Below are 15,605 nucleotides of genomic sequence, written 5' to 3' on the forward strand. Positions count from 1 at the left end.
CCGCACTCGAAAGAGTGCGGGCCGCTGCGTTGATGCCGGAGCAGTGGGTGCTGTGCGTCGCTAGTCGCCTAAAGTGCCCAGATTCTGGAACTTCTGCTGCCGGCGCAGCAGACGATGATCTTCTGGAATCACGCGGGCCAGAGAAACTTCCGCGGCGATCGCCGCACAGAACCTTTGCGCGAATTCACGCGGCTGCAAAGCAGCATCTTCGTGCTCGTCGACCACATGATCGATCAGCCCGAAGCCGTATAAGGAATCCACTCCGATGCGTTGCGCGCGGGCCATCGCCGGAGCCTGCTCGACGCTGCGGTGGATAACGGCGCTGGCGCCTTCGGGCGGCAGGGGAGAGAGCCAGGAATTCTGTGCGGCAATGGTCCGGTCGGCAGGAAGCAGTGCCAAGGCAGCTCCGCCGGTGCCCTGTCCAAGCAGCACCGATACCGAGGGGGAGCGTAACCCGATCAGATCGCTCAGCGACCGGGCAATCTCACCGGCCAGTCCGCCTTCTTCGGCCTCGGCCGAAAGCTCGGCTCCCGTGGTATCGATGATGGTCACTAAGGCAAGCCCTAGTTCTTGGGCCAGCTGCATGCCGCGGCGTGCCTCGCGCAAGGAGGCCGGCCCCATGCTGAAGGTGCCGGGATGCCGTGGCCGCTGTTGGCCAAGCACCACGCATCGCTGCTCGCCGAATCGTGCCAGCGCGAGGATCAGGCCGGGATCCTTCTCGCCTTGCCCGGTTCCATTCAGCGGCAGCATGTCATCGGCCGACGCGAGAATCATGCGGGTATCGGGCCGCCGCGGATTCCGGCTGATCTGCACCGATTCCCAGACGTCCCGACCGGCGGAGGTTGCTGTTGTGCCGATCGGCGCGGGCAGCGAGGCTGGCACTGCGCTCGGTTGCAGGATCCGCAATGCGCGCTCCACCAGCTCGGGCAGCTCTTGCGGCGTCACCACCGCGTCGATCAAGCCCTTGCGGAACAAGTTCTCCGAGACCTGCACCCCGTCCGGGAACTTCTGTCCGTACAGCGCCTCGTAAACTCGCGGGCCAAGGAAGCCGAGCAGAGCTCCGGGCTCCGCGACCGTGATGTGGCCCAGTGATCCCCACGAAGCCATGACCCCGCCGGTGGTGGGGTGGCGCAAATACACCAGATAGGGCAGACCAGCTTCTTTATGCCGGCGCACCGCGTCGGTGATGGCAACCATGCCAAGGAATGCCAGGGTGCCTTCTTGCATGCGTGTGCCGCCGGAAGCAGGCCCGGCAAGCAAGGGCAGCCCTTCGCTGGTGGCGCGGGTGATTGCGGCGTTGATGCGGTTGACCGCTGCCTGACCGATTGAACCGGCCAGGAATTTGAACTCCGAGACGATCACCGCGACCGGCCGGCCGTGGATCATTCCCTTGCCGGTGAGTACCGATTCATCGGCGCCACTTTTGATCCGGGCGGCTTCCAGATCTGCTGCGTAGCTTTCGCTCAGTGGTGGCTGCTGAGGTGTGGTGTCCCAAGATTCAAAGGAGCCTTGGTCCAGGACGATGTCGAGCAGTTCGGCGGCGCCGATGCGGGCGGTTTTGGTGCTCATGACTAATTCTCCTTGACGCTGTGCAGCCACTGTTCGATAGCCTCAGCATGCGCGTTGAGTACTGGGGGTGCACTGTGCTGGGTTTTCGTCAGTTCCTGTTCGGTGGCGGGATCGAAGAAACGCAGTGGTGGGCCTGGCAAATCAATCTTGCCTAAAACCTCATGTTCTACCTCCACGACCAAACCTTGGGATTTGACCTGATCCCATTGGTAGACCTCTTCGATACTGCGGACCTTGCCAGAAGGGATGCCAGCCTCGTCTAGTAGTTTCAATAGCTCTTGGGCACCATATCCACTGAAAGCCTCCTCAATTAGTCCATTGAGCTGTACGCGGTATTCGACCCGCAAAGCATTCGAAGCGAACCGAGGATCCTCTGCCGGAAGACCGAAGGCGTCTGCGAACTTAACCCAGAGCTTTTCGCTGCCGATACTGATCTGCACCTTGCCATCCCCGCACCCGTAGAGCCCGTAAGGGGAAATGGAAGGATGGTGGTTTCCGATAGCTTGTGGATTCTGCCCGGCTACGGTGGCGCGGGTTCCCTGGAAGGCGTGCACCCCAATGATTGAAGCCAGCAACGAGGTGCGTACTACCTGCCCGCGCCCGGTTTTCTCGCGTTCCAGCAATGCTGCCAGCGCGCCATATGCCCCGTACATTCCGGAGAGCAGATCGGCAATCGGAACGCCGACCTTTTGCGGATCATCTGGTCCGGAACCGGTGATGGACATTAGCCCGGCTTCGCCCTGAAGAATCTGGTCATAACCGCTGCGGTGGGCTTCGGGGCCGTCGTGTCCAAAACCGGTGATGGACATGATCACCAGACGGGGGTTGAGCTCATGCAGGCGCTGCATGCTGAAGCCGAGACGGTCCAGCACTCCGGTGCGGAAGTTCTCCATCAGGACATCCGAGCTCTTGATTAGCTCGACCAGTTTTTCCTTGTGCGCCGAGTCCTTCAGATTCAGCGTCAAGGATTCTTTGTTTCGATTACAGGATAGGAAGTAGGTGGCCTGCGGGTCATCCTCGGGTCCCACGAAAGGAGGACCCCAACCACGGGTGTCATCTCCTACTTCCATGGCTTCCACCTTGATGACCTTTGCGCCTAAATCACCCATCATCATTGCGGCGTGTGGACCGGCCAATGCGCGTGTCAGATCTAGGACAACGTATCCATTTAATGGTCCGGCGGTGCCTGCCTGCATCTTGCTAGCGACAGCTGTAATAGAGCTCAACGTTCCTCCTAGGAAATCTCAGATTCAATGATTATGTGGTGGGTTATAGCCAGCCGGGCAGAACCAGAGTGGCCCAGGCCAATAGCGGGCCAACCAGCACCACGATGCCTCCGTAGCCAAGTACCTGCTTGTAGAAGCGGTCCTTGTCCGTTCCTTCGGGGGCGTTTGCCAAGACCAGCGCTCCATTGGTGGAGAACGGCGATACGTCGACCACGGTTGAGGCGATGGCGAGTGCACAGATCAGACCGATCGCGCTGATTGAACCGGAGTTCAAGAACGGAATGGCTAGTGGGATGAGCGCTGCAAGGATAGCGGTCGAGGAGGCGAAGGCGGAGACCAATGCACCGATGTAGCAAATCAGCAGAGCAGCCAGCAGTGGTGCGCCCAGAGTGGCTACTGCGTTGGAAGCGTATTCAATGGTGCCAGCTTCTTCCAGCACTCCGACGAAAGTCAGCATGCCGCAGATGAGAAGTACGGTGGACCAGCTGATCTTGTTGACCGCACCTTTTTGGCCGGCGGGGTTCACTAGCGCCAGGAACACCGCGATGGTGATGGATACAAATCCAACGTCGACCTTGAAGCCCAGCGCGATAACTGCGAGAGCGATTAGGCCAATGATGGTCATGATCTGGCCGAAGCGCTGGCCTGGAACCTTCGGTACTGCTCCGTCACCGGCAGGATCACGTGGTCCGTAGGTTCCGGAACCGCTGCCCTTGAAATCGACATCGGAGGAGCGTGCGCCCACCGATACCGAGAGACGCGCTTCAGCAACGCGTTCGGCGATTGCGCCGGCGCGCTGTCCAGCCAGCTTTTTGCCGCCCAGTACAAGGAACAGCACGATTGCGATAACCAGGTTGAAGACAAAGCTGGTGAGGAATAGTGCGGTGGGGCTGAAAGGGAATCCAGCATCATCGATGAGGCCGTTGACGATGACGCCGTAGACGGCGATGGGGGAGAATCCACCGGCTTGGGCGCCGTGGACTACCAGCATGCCCATCATCAGAGGATTGATCTTGTACTTCTGTGCGAAGGTCAAAGCGATCGGGGCGATGATTGCTACCGCTGCCGGGCCTAGCGCGCCGATGGAAGTGATGGCGGCGGTAATGACGAACATAACCCAGGGGATCAGCGAAATTCGGTTGTCGACAAGCTTGACCGCTTTCTCGACCAAGATATCGATTGTCCCGTTATTTTGAGCGATGGCGAATAGATAGGTCACCCCGACCAAGGTCAGGAACAGTCCGCCGGGGAAGTTCGCAAGAATATCTTTGGCGTCCATGCCCAGGAATATGGTGCCGAGCAGGAATGCACCTACGAATGCCAGGGCACCCATGTTGATTGGGAACATCGTGGCAATTATGAACATCACCGCCAGAACGATGATGGAGACAAGCGCTACAGACATGGGGAGTCCTTTTCTTGAAGGCCGTGTGATTGAATTCGACCTGTGATTCAAATCACTGGCCTACTGGCCTAGCCTCCTAGACTCTGAGTATCTTGTCAAGCTAATTTTCGGTGTAGGTTTGATCCAAGACACATTTTTTATGAAGGAGTAATCGTGGCTGAGGTGAAAAAGCCCCGGCAGTTTGCAAAGGTGCAACGTCCGCGGTTATATGAGCAATTAATGACACAGATCCTCGCTTTCGTAGAGGAAGAAAAGCTGGGCCCCGGAGATCACTTACCTGCTGAACGCGAACTGGCAGAACAGCTTGGCGTCTCGCGGGCCACCCTTGCCCAGGCACTGGTTGCCCTCGAAGTGCTAGGCGTAATTGATGTTCAGCACGGCACAGGTGCGGTTTTGCGGTACCGGCCCTCGGTAGCTACTGTGTTGCGAGAATTACGGGAACACGAATCGCGATTGCCCGAAATCGTCGAGGCGCGTAGCACTCTCGAAGTGAAACTTGCTGGCCTTGCAGCTGAGCGACGAACCGACGAAGATTTAAAGAAAATCGATCATGCGTTGTTGGTGATGGCTGGAGAAATCCAAGATGGCGGCCGCGGTGCGCATGGAGACGAGCTTTTCCACGAAGCGGTCACGGCTGCAGCAAAGTCGGCCGTTTTGCAGAAATTGATGACATTCATTGCCGAGATGGTGCTGGAAACACGTATCGAGTCGTTGGGACAGCCGGGACGGCCGGAGCGGTCTCTTGAATCGCACAAGAAGATTGCCGATGCTATCCGCCGCGGCGACTCTGCGGCGGCTGCTCTCGCGATGGGTGAGCATATCGAGCTGGTTTCGGATGTCGCGTTGCTGAAAGAAGAAGTGGACTAGAACGTTGGCACAGGGTCGTTCAACCAAATTCTGAGGTATCTCAAGATTTATTGGAGTCTGCAACTCCTAATCGGCACTGCAAATCACTTCTGGCTCGGCATAGCTCTTTGCGGCGAAATTCCGGCCGGTCGGTCGAGAATCCCCAAGACCTGTATAGCCAATCCTCAAGTATGTTTCCGAAAGTGCCGTTTACACACGAACTAGACCTGCGTTTATTTGATGAGGCGTTAAAAACAGCAGATGATCCTCGCAAGTATCAGGAATCTTCAGGTACTTGGGCGCGAGCTCATATTGAGTGAATCCGTTCTTCTCCAGAACACGTTGCGAGGATTTATTATGGAACTGCGTTTCGGAATGCAACCGCTGAAGACCAAGGGAATTAGCAATTACTATGGCTTCAGCAACAGCGGTGGAAGCAAGACCCAGTCTGTTGCCGTGTGCACCCACCCAATATCCAATGGTTGCTCGTGGAAGAGCACCGCTATCTATTCCGTTGATATCTAGCCGGCCAACGAAAGTCCCCTGCGCATCAGCGATACCAACGACACCAGCTCCAGTCCGAAGCAGGTGGGTGGTGTCGGTTTGATTTGTCCAATGCAAGGAACCATTGATGAAAAGATGGATGGTCAAGAATGTACTGACATTGATTGTGCATTACTCCGAAGTAATCTTAGGTCCCAAAGTTCAGACACTGAATATCTTCCACCTTGGCCGTCATGAAATAAATAACCTGATTCAGTGCACAACAAAGCCCGGTGTGGTTCACAGGAAATCAGGGAAGAAATCTGTGAATCACACCGGGCTAGGTGCTGGTGGCTAGAAGCCGGTAGGTAGTTTAGACCTGGTTACCGAGCTTGAAACCCTTGGAAGGCTCGCCGCGGTAGGTGCCGTCTTCGTCCTTCTCACGGGTGTAGGAGAAGCCATCGGCGCCGACGGTGACATCCATTTCGGAGCTGTCGGTGCGGGTGATAACTTCCTGCACGTTGCCGTCCAGGTCCAAGACCTTCGACGCTTCGGTGTACCACGATGGAACTACTGGGTTGCCCCACCAGTCACGGCGCTGGTTGTCGTGCACATCCCAGGTGATGACCGGGTTGTCCGGGTCGCCGGTGTAGTAATCCTGCGTGTAGATCTCGATGCGGTGGTCATCTGGATCCAGGATGTACAGGTAGAACGCGTTGGATACACCGTGGCGGCCTGGGCCGCGCTCGATGCGGTCCGAGATGCGCAGTGCGCCCATTTTGTCGCAGATCTGGATGATGTTGTGCTTCTCGTGGGTGGAGAAAGCTACGTGGTGCAGGCGTGGGCCATTGCCACCGGTCAGCGCGGTGTCGTGCACGGTGCCCTTGCGGTGCATCCAGGCTGCGTAGGTGGTGCCTTCTTCATCCTGGATGTCCTCGGTGACGCGGAAGCCCAAGTCTTCGAGGTACTTGCGTCCGCGGGGAACGTCCGGGGTGACCTGGTTGAAGTGGTCCAGACGGACCAGTTCGCCAGCCGAGTACAGGTCGTAGCGCATGTGCAGGCGCTCTACGTGCTCTGCATCAAAGAAGAACTCGTAAGGGAAGCCCAATGGATCTTCCACGCGAACCGAATCGCCTATTCCGCGTACGAAGCCTTCGGTGCGGCGCTCGGTGCGGCAGCCTAATTCCTTGTAGTACGCCTCAGTGGCGTCTACCTCGGCGGTGGAGCGAACACGGAAAGCCATCGCCTTCAGTGCTGCGACCGGGCCGAGAGTCAGTACCAGGTTGTGATGGATGAACTCTTCGAAGGACCGCAGATAGATCTGGGTGTCATCCTCGTAGGAGACGTGCAGGCCCAGAACATCGACGTAGAACTTACGCGATGCGGCCAGATCGGTGACGACCAGTTCCGCATAGGCGCAGCGCAGAATATCCGGCGCTGGCACCGATGGGGTCGGGATGGGGTTAGTGATTTCTTTAGCCATGATTTTTGCTCCTTTGCAAAAGCGAGAAGGTGGGTTAGACGCCGAACTTAGGGGAGTGGGACTCGTTCAGCGTGATCTGAATCGACTGCTGAGTGGTGTAGAAGTCCACCGAACGGTAGCCTCCCTCGCGGCCCAGACCCGAAGCCTTCACGCCACCGAATGGGGTGCGCAGGTCACGGACGTTGTTTGAGTTCAGCCAGACCATGCCCGAATCGATTGCGTGAGCGAAGTTGTGCGCACGCTTCAGGTTGGTGGTCCAGACGTAAGCGGCCAGGCCGTACTTGGTGTTGTTGGCCAGTTCCAGTGCTTCTTCATCGGTGTCGAACGGGGTGATCGCTACGACTGGGCCGAAGATTTCGTCCTGGAAGATCTGTGCTTCTGGAGCAACATCGGCGAAGACGGTTGGAGCAACGTAGTTGCCCGTCTCGAAGCCTTCTGCACGGCCGCCACCGGCGAGCAGACGGCCTTCCTTCTTGCCGATTTCGATGTAGCTCATGACCTTGTCGAAGTGGTTCGGGTGAACCAGCGAGCCGACCTCGGTCTTTGGATCGCTTGGCAGACCCACGCGGATGTTCTTTGCACGTTCTGCGAACTTGGCAACAAAATCATCGTAGATTTCGCGCTGAACCAGCACGCGGGAGCCGGCGGTGCAACGCTCGCCGTTCAGCGAGAAGACACCGAAGACGGTTGCATCCAGTGCTGCCTCAAGGTCAGCGTCGGCGAAGACGATGGCTGGGGACTTGCCGCCCAGCTCCAGGGACAGGCCCTTGAACTGCGGGGCTGCTGCGGTGGAGATGGTAGCGCCGGTGGAGCTGTCACCGGTGAAGGACACCAATGGCACATCCGGGTGCTTGACCAGGTAATCGCCGGCTACGCCGCCGGAACCGAAGATCAGGTTGAAGACGCCTTCTGGCAGGCCCGCTTCGCGGAAGATTTCTGGCCACAGTACTGCCGACAGCGGGGTGTAGCTGGCAGGCTTGAGCACCACCGAGTTACCGGTAGCGATTGCCGGAGCAAGCTTCCATGATTCCTGCATGAAAGGAACGTTCCATGGGGTGATCAGTGCCGCGGTGCCAATTGGTTTGCGGTTCACGTAGTTCATCTGGCGCCCTGGAACGCGGAAGGTGTTATCCACCTGGGCAACGATCAGGTCAGCGAAGAAACGGAAGTTCTCTGCCGCGCGGCGAGCCTGGCCCTTGGCCTGGGTGATTGGCAGACCGGAGTCGAAGGACTCCAGCAGTGCCAGCTCTTCGTCGCGGGACTCGACGATGTCAGCAATTTTGTGCAGCACGCGGGAACGCTCACGCGGCAGCATCTTGGACCATGGGCCTTCCTTGAAGGCCTTGTTGGCGGCGGCTACTGCCAGGTCAACGTCTTCGGGCTGAGCCGAAGCTACGGTGGCGTAGTTTTCGTTCTTGACGGGCTCCTGCACATCGAAGGTTTTACCCGAGATGGAATCGACGAACTTTCCATCGATGTAGTGCTGCAGGTGAGTTGGGAGATTTTCCGGAACGTTGCTCATGGATGTTTTCCTTTCGCGTTGCTTTCACAAATGAAAGACTTGAAATAGTGAAAATTATGGGTTCTAGATAGCGCTGGGAGCCATATTGGCCTGAGCCAGATATGCGTTCAGCGTGTTGGTGCGGTGTGTGCGGGCTGCTTCTTCGATTTCCCGAGGAGAGGCGTGAGCGGCGATGAGTTCCAGCAAATGCTGGTGTTCTTCCACTGACTGCCTGGCACGGTGCGGGATGTGGGTGAACGAGCTGGCTCGCATTGCTGCGAGCCGGCGCCATCCGCGCTGGACCAGATCCAAGATGTGCGGGTTAGGGCACTGGCTGTAGAGCTGCTGGTGGAACTCGTTGTTCAACTCGGTGAAGGCCACCGGGTCAAACGCTTCCAAGCACTGGCGCATTTGATCATTGAGATCCTGCGCTTTGGCCAACCAGGCCTCGTCCATGGCGGACGCGGCCAACGCGGTGGCTGCTGGTTCGATGACCGCGAGGGTCTGCATGGTGTGCAGGTAGAGGGTTGAATCCACCTGGGCCACGGTGGCACCCACGTTGCGGGTGAAGTGCACCAGACCTTCGGCCTCCAAGCGCCGGATCGCCTCGCGGACCGGGACTACGGAGCAGCCCAGTTCCTCGGCGATGGTTCCCAGAACGAGTCGGTATCCGGGGGAGTACGCCCCGTTGACGATTCGTTCGGAGACCAGCGCGTAGGCGACCTCTGACTTGGAGGTAGTCATTACAGCTCCCAGGTGGCCAGATCCGGGGATCCGGCGTCCTTCCAGGCGTTGTACTTTGCTTTCCATTCGGCGTTCATTGGGAACAGGCCCTCGATACCGTGGCCACGCTGAACCATGGCGAAGATGAATTCGTCATTGGACTCGGTGACCATGGCTTCCGCGGCGACCTCGGCGACCATTGCCGGTGGGATCACTACGATGCCATCAGAATCTGCAACGATGACGTCACCTGGCTGGACGGAGACGCCGCCGCAAGCCACGGTGATGTCCTTGTCCCAGGCCACGTGCTTGCGACCCAAGACTGCTGGGTGGGCGCCGTTGTAGAACACTGGGATTTCCAGGCCGGAGACTGCGTCAAGGTCACGCACCCCACCGTCGGAGATGATGCCTGCGGCGCCAAGCTGCTGGCTACGCAGTGCCAGGATGTCACCCAAGGTTGCCGAGCCGGTTTCCCCGCGGGCTTCCATGACCAGGATTTCGCCATCCTTCAAGGAATCAATTGACTGCTTCTGCATGTTGTATCCGGCACCGTGAGCCTTGAACAGATCTTCGCGGTTTGGGATGTAGCGCAGTGTGCGGGCGGTACCGATGACACGCTTCATGCCCTTGGTAGCACCTGGTACTTCGATGTTTACGTTGTTCAGTCCGCGCTTGCGCAAGGTAGCTGACAAGGTGGCGGTAGCTACGGCGGCAAGCTGTTCGCGGACTTCATCGGTGAGTACCGACTTGCCGGTGACCAGTGCTGGCATGCCCGCGGTTTCGCGGTCGCCGTAAGCGTCTTCCTTATCCTTGTCGGTGACCTTCGGCTGGTTGCCGAAGTCCGCGAAAGTGGAAGTGCCTTCAACTGCGGTGGTCTTCAAGCGCCCGGTGGTAGCACCGGTGAGCAGATCGGTGACCTCAACCTCGACGACGTCGCCAGGGAAGAATACGGAGGAGCCTGCTGGGGTACCGGTGAGGATCACGTCGCCTGGCTGCAAGGTCATCTGCTGCGAAAGATCCGCAACGATCTGTGCGAAGGAAAAGAGCAACTCCGAGGTATCTGCATCCTGGGCGATATTCCCATTGACCCAGGTCTGTACGCGTAGCTTGGCTGGATCCAGCTCGGCTGCAGCGAGGGCGGTTGGGCCCATCGGGGTGTAACCGTCGCCGGACTTCGAGCGGATATTTGATCCCTTATCCGCGTACTTGATGTCATGGACACCCAAGTCGTTGGAGGCGGTGACCGAACCGACGTAGCTCCAGGCTTCTTCAACGGAAACGCGGCGGGCAGCCTTGCCGATGATCAATGCGATTTCGCCCTCGAAGGCGAGCAATTCGGTACCAGCTGGGCGTTCCACAGTTGAGCCGGTGGTTGCCAGTGAGCTGGAAGCCTTCATGAAGTAGCTCGGGAATTTAGGAGTGCGTCCACGCTGTGCTGCTCGCGAGGAGTAGCTCAGGTGTACTGCAAGAACCTTGCCAGCCTGAGCGAAAGTTTCTTCGCTGACCGGAATCGGATTACTCATCTTTGATTTTCCCACTTTCGTCGTACATCAAATCGTATACGATCTAGTGTGCTCTCAATCTCAATCGGTGTCAAGTCATTGGTGCTGGTTACTTTTCCGAGTTCAGGTTGGAGCTCTCGTTCGGGGCAAATATCCCGCCATTCCGGGGAACCTGCCACCAATTCTTCACCTGCGGGACAAAATGAACGACCATAATTCTGCATCCGAATTGGTGGGGGAAATAGCCCCCTGTCGGGCGCTGGAGGAGCGAAGTTGCTTATATGATCCGATGATTTTTGGCGAGGAACACCAGGGGTTAGGGTTGCGTATGGGCCGTTTGAGGCAGAGGATTTGAGTCTCTTTGGCCACCTGGAGCGGTCCTGCCCTGATTCTGATATATTCCGCTTTCCGCCTAGCATCGATCGGTTCGCGGGTTTTATCGGTAGAGCTTCGACTGGAGTAAGTGTCAGCCGAGGGCGCGTCCCAGTCTGGCATTCAGTCCAAAATCATGTGCTGGCTGAGCCTCGGGTGATCACAGCTAAAGGGCAACTGCACATCTCTAACGATTTCTACTCGGCAAAGAATTCACCGCGCTTTAGGTAGGTTTCCGCTCGTGCGTGATGCCAGACATTTTGGCTCAGTAGCTCCGATGGCTACTTCAAAGGGGTTTGGGCAGGGGGATTTGTTGACTTATGTGATGCAGATAGGCGCAGTACCCCCCCGTTGGCGCTCCTTGAAATTTCCTGTGAAAAGAACAGTTGAGTGAAGTTTTGTTCACTGAGTGTATTGTTAGCTAGGTAAGATACTTTTGTGAGCTTGATAAATTTCGACGGGAAACAGTTAGGCACGGAGGATTCAAATTTTCGTATCCTCTGTCGACATCGTTTTCTTATTGGAAGATGACCTCGAAATTTATGCCGATAATACAAAATTCAGACGACGAATCAGTGAGTGAAACCGATGGAAAGTATGGATCTACAGCCTTTTGACGCCGTTGTACTGATGTCGTTTGGAGGTCCGGAAAAGCCCGAAGACGTTCTTCCGTTCCTGCAAAACGTCACTCGTGGGCGCGGAATCCCTGATGAACGCCTCAAGGAAGTCGGGGAGCACTATTACCTTTTCGGTGGCAAGTCTCCCATTAACGAACAGAATCAAGCATTACTGCAGGCTCTGCAGAGCGAATTCAGTTCTCGCGGAATTCGCACGCCGCTTTTGTGGGGAAACCGAAATTGGAACCCATATCTTACCGATGTTGTCCGGGAGCACGCTTCTACCTCTGCTGCGAGGAACTTCCTAGCCATCGATACTTCGGCGTACTCCTCCTACTCGTCATGCCGGCAATATCGTGAAGACTTTGCTCAAACGGTGGACGCACTGGACAGCGAGGGGCTAAAAGTCACTTTCGACAAGGTTCGCCAGTACTACAACCACCCTGGATTCGCTCATGCAGAGCTCAAATGCGTGCGCGACGGGCTGTCGCGGTTAAAGGAAATAGTCGGCGAACTGGATCCCGCCCGTCATAAGATCCTGTACGTTACCCACTCGATCCCTTCCACGATGCAAGGCACCTCAGAACGTTTTACCCCGGGGTACCAAGCTCAGCATGAAGAACTGATCACGTGGATCGGACAGGAACTCGCCGGTGGAGAAAAGCTTGATGCTGAACTGGTCTTCTGTTCCCGTTCGGGTTCTCCACATACTCCTTGGTTGGAACCAGATATCAACGATCGTATGCGTGAGCTTTCCGACGAAGGTATAGAGGGCGTACTCGTAGTCCCTATCGGGTTTGTCTCTGATCATATGGAGGTCAAATTTGATTTGGATACCGAGGCAGCCGAAACAGCCCAAGAGCTAGGCCTGTCCTTTCTTCGTGCAGAGAGCGTGGGGACCTCTTCACTATTTGTTAGTGGACTAGTTGATTTGGTGATTGAACGCGTAGCGCAGGTCAGAGGAGAACAGGTTGAGCCCGCAGTCATCAACGCTGGGAAGGCGCTGAGTCCAGGTAGCGGTGCATGTTCCTTGACGTGTTGCGAAGGTGCAAAGTGGAAAAATACGGTTCCCAATTGGAGTCGGTCTGAACCCCAAGAATGAGCAATCCGCGTGGCTCCTTCCCCCTGTGTGTACTCCGTGGAAAGTTCTCTGAGATAAGTAATACCGCGCAGATAAGAAGTGATCCCTATGCAAGAGGTTCACAACGATTTTCCATGGTGCAAGAGCAGGAAAGGTGCGGTGAACCAGGCGTGGTCGTTTCTGCTTACGAAGCTACTTTTAAGTTTCATGCTAGCGATCTCTTGAGAATTATCGCGCTTTTCTTGGTGCCCTTGGCATGGATGAATGCAGGCCCTGCTGCCTCCGCCGCGATGGCCCTGGTTTCCGGTGGCACATGGCTGCTTCGCTACTATGTAAGATCTCGTGTACAAGACGTGATCGGCCAGTTAGCCTTCATCTCCGCCGGGATATTTAGCTCGATTGGACTCTACCAAGCTATCTGGTGGTTGGATCTCGTAGTGCATCTGATTGTCATGGCAGTGGTTACCGCTTTGATCTACGAAATCCGCATCCGACGAAATCACCTCACCGTGGGGGCTAGTCAAGTCCAGCAGCGGCTTGGAGCCCGCGAGCTTCTCACGTACGGGTCCTTAGCTGCGGTGCTCTGGGAGTTGGGCGAATGGGTCGGCTATTTCTTAATTTCGTCCGAGATAGGGGTGGGGATTTTAGACAGTACGACTGATTTTTTCGCAGGCATTTTAGGGATCCTAGGCACCCTATTTTGGATCAGTTCGAACAGAAAGTCTTGGTAACTATGCGCATCAGTATTGTGATTCCTGTGCTAAACGATGAGGAGTATTTGAAGGTTCTTTTAGATAATCTCGCACATCAGACCGTGCCGGCAGACGAGATTATCGTGGTGGACAATGGGTGCACGGATGGCAGCGCCGAGGTCGCGAAATCTGCCGGCGCTATAGTCATTGTTGAGAAAAATATCGGAATTCCCGCAGCAGCAGCCACAGGATATGACCGTGCCACTGGCGAGATCATTGTGCGTTGCGATGCTGATTCTCGGCCCCCGGCGGATTGGCTTGAGAAGATCTATAAGAAATTCGTGCAGGACCCGACTGCCGGAGCGCTGACCGGTCCTGGGTTCTTTTATGATTTACCCCTAGGAACTCGATGGTTAGGTTCAGCTCTTTACGCCCTGGGGTATTTTTTCTTGCTCGGTTCTGCTCTGGCCACGGTTCCGCTGTGGGGATCCAACATGGCGTTTCGAAGTGCTCTCTGGACTGGAGTACGGGAACAGGTCAGCCGTACCGGAACCAAAATTCATGATGATCTGGATCTGAGCTGCGCCGCGCAGCAGAGTTTTGTCCTGAAGTTCCTGCCGACACTTCGTGTGGGCGCGGCTGGACGCGTTTTCCTCCGGCCACGTGGTTTTCGACAGTCCAGTCTCCTTGCCATGAATACATTGGCGAGGCATGGAGGTATCAACGGGATACTTAATCGCTGGCAGCTGTTTTTAGGGTTGAAGTAAAGCGCAAATATGGTGGAAGCTCAAAAACTAACTCCGGATTCGGCGGAGCCAGAGTATTCGCTCACCATCGGAATTCACCTTGCAAAACTAAGCTGACTTTGCTTTGTTGATCAAGCGTCCCAAGCTGCCAGCTGCGGTGTCGAATACTCGTAGTCCATTCCAGAACGACAACATGTGGTCCTGACGGATCAGTGAATTCAAACTTTTCCAAAGATCTGCGCGCACTGTTTAGCAGGCAATCTGAGTCGTCGCGCAACTCGGTTCTTCTTTGTGCACAGGCAACCTGGGCCGCTGATTCCATGCCAAACCCAGCAGCAGTCGGCAAACACCGATTCATGTCAACATCGCCCAGATGGGCTAGACCCTTAGCCGGGCGCCGAGTATCCGAATGAAATGTCTATCTCGCCTGTGACGTTCTATCCTCAGGGGCAGATTTCTGGGTACCTTCGTTTGTGATTGACGGTATTTCGCCGTGCACCACGATCTTCGTGTTTTCGTGCTCGACGCTAAGGTGGCATGCAGCTTGATAAGCGTCATGCATTGACTTGAAAGTGCCTTGGAACCAGCCGTCGAGGCTCACGTCCCAAGTTTGCCCGTTTGTACAGATTTCGATAGGGTGCATTGGTTCCTCTCCGGTTCTCTTACTATTCCCACGACCGACAGTGTTGGTACTAGAAATGAGTAAGCGCCCCAGGATGTCCCGGGACGCTTAGCTCGACCTCGCGAAAGGTTGTTTAGTTAGGTGCGCTTTGTGAGTTCGCTTTTTCATAATAATCTGAAGCGTTATAGCCACGGTAGTAAGGGTAGAAAATACTCAGGAAACTCGTAGAATTACGTTCGAAAGTTGCGAGGATCAGGTTCCTTTTCAGGGCTCATCTCCATTGATCTTTATGGCTGATATAGACGGCCACAACGAGTGCCGTAGTTTCAGTAAGAATTCGTCGCTATGCTGTCAAGTTTCGCAGGCATTAAATTCCTCGCCGAGTTCAATACACAAACTCGAAAAGGCGCACCTTCGTGACTCGCAAGTATCAATTGATAGTCAGGAGAAATGATGGTGCTTCACCAGTCATACGCCGGTCACGACACAATACTCACAGATTGATTGATTCAGAGAGTGAGATCTATAAGAGCATTTTCGAACAGTTCAGTAGCTGCCGGATTGGCGTCATCTACTGTATAGGATTCTAGATTTTGCTATGGCGGTCACAGTTCAAAAACGGTTCTGAAAAAGCATTGACCCCGGCGCGTTAAACCCGTGCCAGCACTGCCAGAATGTTAATTTTGGAAGCATGCGCACCCCACAACTCACCGACGAAGAACGCCGGCTACTCAAAG

At 55.9% G+C, this 15,605-nt stretch carries 12 protein-coding genes; 4 read left to right on the forward strand and 8 right to left on the reverse strand.

Annotation, left to right across the window (positions count from 1 at the left end; translation table 11 throughout):
* Nucleotides 1-60 precede the first annotated feature (60 nt).
* The 3 genes from VJ369_RS18060 to VJ369_RS18070 form a co-directional block, all read right to left on the reverse strand.
* Entirely contained in the window at nucleotides 61-1,569 is a 1,509-nt protein-coding gene (locus VJ369_RS18060) for a carboxyl transferase domain-containing protein (RefSeq protein WP_324093388.1), read from the reverse strand.
* Between the two features lie 2 nt (nucleotides 1,570-1,571).
* Entirely contained in the window at nucleotides 1,572-2,765 is a 1,194-nt protein-coding gene (locus VJ369_RS18065) for a CoA transferase (protein ID WP_324093399.1), read from the reverse strand.
* Between the two features lie 73 nt (nucleotides 2,766-2,838).
* Nucleotides 2,839-4,200, reverse strand: a complete 1,362-nt coding sequence (locus tag VJ369_RS18070; protein ID WP_324093389.1) for an SLC13 family permease — start codon at nucleotides 4,198-4,200, stop codon at nucleotides 2,839-2,841.
* A 153-nt stretch (nucleotides 4,201-4,353) separates the two neighbouring features.
* Between VJ369_RS18070 and VJ369_RS18075 the strand changes: the two genes are divergently transcribed.
* Nucleotides 4,354-5,067: a FadR/GntR family transcriptional regulator gene (locus VJ369_RS18075; RefSeq protein WP_324093390.1), complete on the forward strand. Its 714-nt coding sequence runs from the start codon at nucleotides 4,354-4,356 to the stop codon at nucleotides 5,065-5,067.
* A gap of 189 nt (nucleotides 5,068-5,256) precedes the next feature.
* Here the strand turns inward: VJ369_RS18075 and VJ369_RS18080 are convergent, their stop codons facing one another.
* The 5 genes from VJ369_RS18080 to VJ369_RS18100 form a co-directional block, all read right to left on the reverse strand.
* The gene (locus VJ369_RS18080; protein WP_324093391.1) at nucleotides 5,257-5,697 is read right to left on the reverse strand and encodes a GNAT family protein; all 441 of its coding nucleotides are present in this window, start codon (nucleotides 5,695-5,697) and stop codon (nucleotides 5,257-5,259) included.
* A 205-nt stretch (nucleotides 5,698-5,902) separates the two neighbouring features.
* Nucleotides 5,903-7,000 (reverse strand): 3,4-dihydroxyphenylacetate 2,3-dioxygenase, encoded by a 1,098-nt coding sequence (hpaD, locus tag VJ369_RS18085; RefSeq protein ID WP_414652678.1) that lies wholly within the window; start codon nucleotides 6,998-7,000, stop codon nucleotides 5,903-5,905.
* A 46-nt stretch (nucleotides 7,001-7,046) separates the two neighbouring features.
* The gene (hpaE, locus tag VJ369_RS18090) at nucleotides 7,047-8,534 is read right to left on the reverse strand and encodes a 5-carboxymethyl-2-hydroxymuconate semialdehyde dehydrogenase (protein WP_324093393.1); all 1,488 of its coding nucleotides are present in this window, start codon (nucleotides 8,532-8,534) and stop codon (nucleotides 7,047-7,049) included.
* 63 nt (nucleotides 8,535-8,597) lie between these two features.
* Entirely contained in the window at nucleotides 8,598-9,257 is a 660-nt protein-coding gene (locus VJ369_RS18095; protein ID WP_324093394.1) for a GntR family transcriptional regulator, read from the reverse strand.
* On the reverse strand, nucleotides 9,257-10,759 hold the full coding sequence (locus tag VJ369_RS18100) for a fumarylacetoacetate hydrolase family protein (protein ID WP_324093395.1): 1,503 nt from the start codon (nucleotides 10,757-10,759) through the stop codon (nucleotides 9,257-9,259). Before VJ369_RS18100 ends, VJ369_RS18095 begins: the two co-directional genes overlap by 1 nt.
* Nucleotides 10,760-11,707: 948 nt before the next feature.
* Here VJ369_RS18100 and VJ369_RS18105 point away from each other — a divergent pair.
* From VJ369_RS18105 to VJ369_RS18115, 3 genes are all read left to right on the forward strand, one after another.
* Nucleotides 11,708-12,829 (forward strand): ferrochelatase, encoded by a 1,122-nt coding sequence (locus tag VJ369_RS18105; RefSeq protein WP_324093396.1) that lies wholly within the window; start codon nucleotides 11,708-11,710, stop codon nucleotides 12,827-12,829.
* A 113-nt stretch (nucleotides 12,830-12,942) separates the two neighbouring features.
* On the forward strand, nucleotides 12,943-13,539 hold the full coding sequence (locus VJ369_RS18110) for a hypothetical protein (RefSeq protein ID WP_324093397.1): 597 nt from the start codon (nucleotides 12,943-12,945) through the stop codon (nucleotides 13,537-13,539).
* A gap of 2 nt (nucleotides 13,540-13,541) precedes the next feature.
* Nucleotides 13,542-14,267, forward strand: a complete 726-nt coding sequence (locus VJ369_RS18115) for a glycosyltransferase family 2 protein (protein WP_324093398.1) — start codon at nucleotides 13,542-13,544, stop codon at nucleotides 14,265-14,267.
* Nucleotides 14,268-15,605: the final 1,338 nt, after the last annotated feature.

Source organism: Glutamicibacter sp. (assembly GCF_035257265.1).
In the GTDB taxonomy this organism is placed as follows: Bacteria; Actinomycetota; Actinomycetes; order Actinomycetales; family Micrococcaceae; genus Glutamicibacter.

Bases quoted from the DNA above. Each gene is read 5' to 3' on its own strand.
- VJ369_RS18060 (WP_324093388.1), bottom strand. From the start codon at position 1,569: ATGAGCACCAAAACCGCCCGCATCGGCGCCGCCGAACTGCTCGACATC.
- VJ369_RS18065 (WP_324093399.1), bottom strand. From the start codon at position 2,765: ATGCAGGCAGGCACCGCCGGACCATTAAATGGATACGTTGTCCTAGAT.
- VJ369_RS18110 (WP_324093397.1), top strand. From the start codon at position 12,943: ATGGTGCAAGAGCAGGAAAGGTGCGGTGAACCAGGCGTGGTCGTTTCT.
- VJ369_RS18105 (WP_324093396.1), top strand. From the start codon at position 11,708: ATGGATCTACAGCCTTTTGACGCCGTTGTACTGATGTCGTTTGGAGGT.
- VJ369_RS18115 (WP_324093398.1), top strand. From the start codon at position 13,542: ATGCGCATCAGTATTGTGATTCCTGTGCTAAACGATGAGGAGTATTTG.
- VJ369_RS18100 (WP_324093395.1), bottom strand. From the start codon at position 10,759: ATGAGTAATCCGATTCCGGTCAGCGAAGAAACTTTCGCTCAGGCTGGC.
- hpaE (WP_324093393.1), bottom strand. From the start codon at position 8,534: ATGAGCAACGTTCCGGAAAATCTCCCAACTCACCTGCAGCACTACATC.
- VJ369_RS18095 (WP_324093394.1), bottom strand. From the start codon at position 9,257: ATGACTACCTCCAAGTCAGAGGTCGCCTACGCGCTGGTCTCCGAACGA.
- VJ369_RS18070 (WP_324093389.1), bottom strand. From the start codon at position 4,200: ATGTCTGTAGCGCTTGTCTCCATCATCGTTCTGGCGGTGATGTTCATA.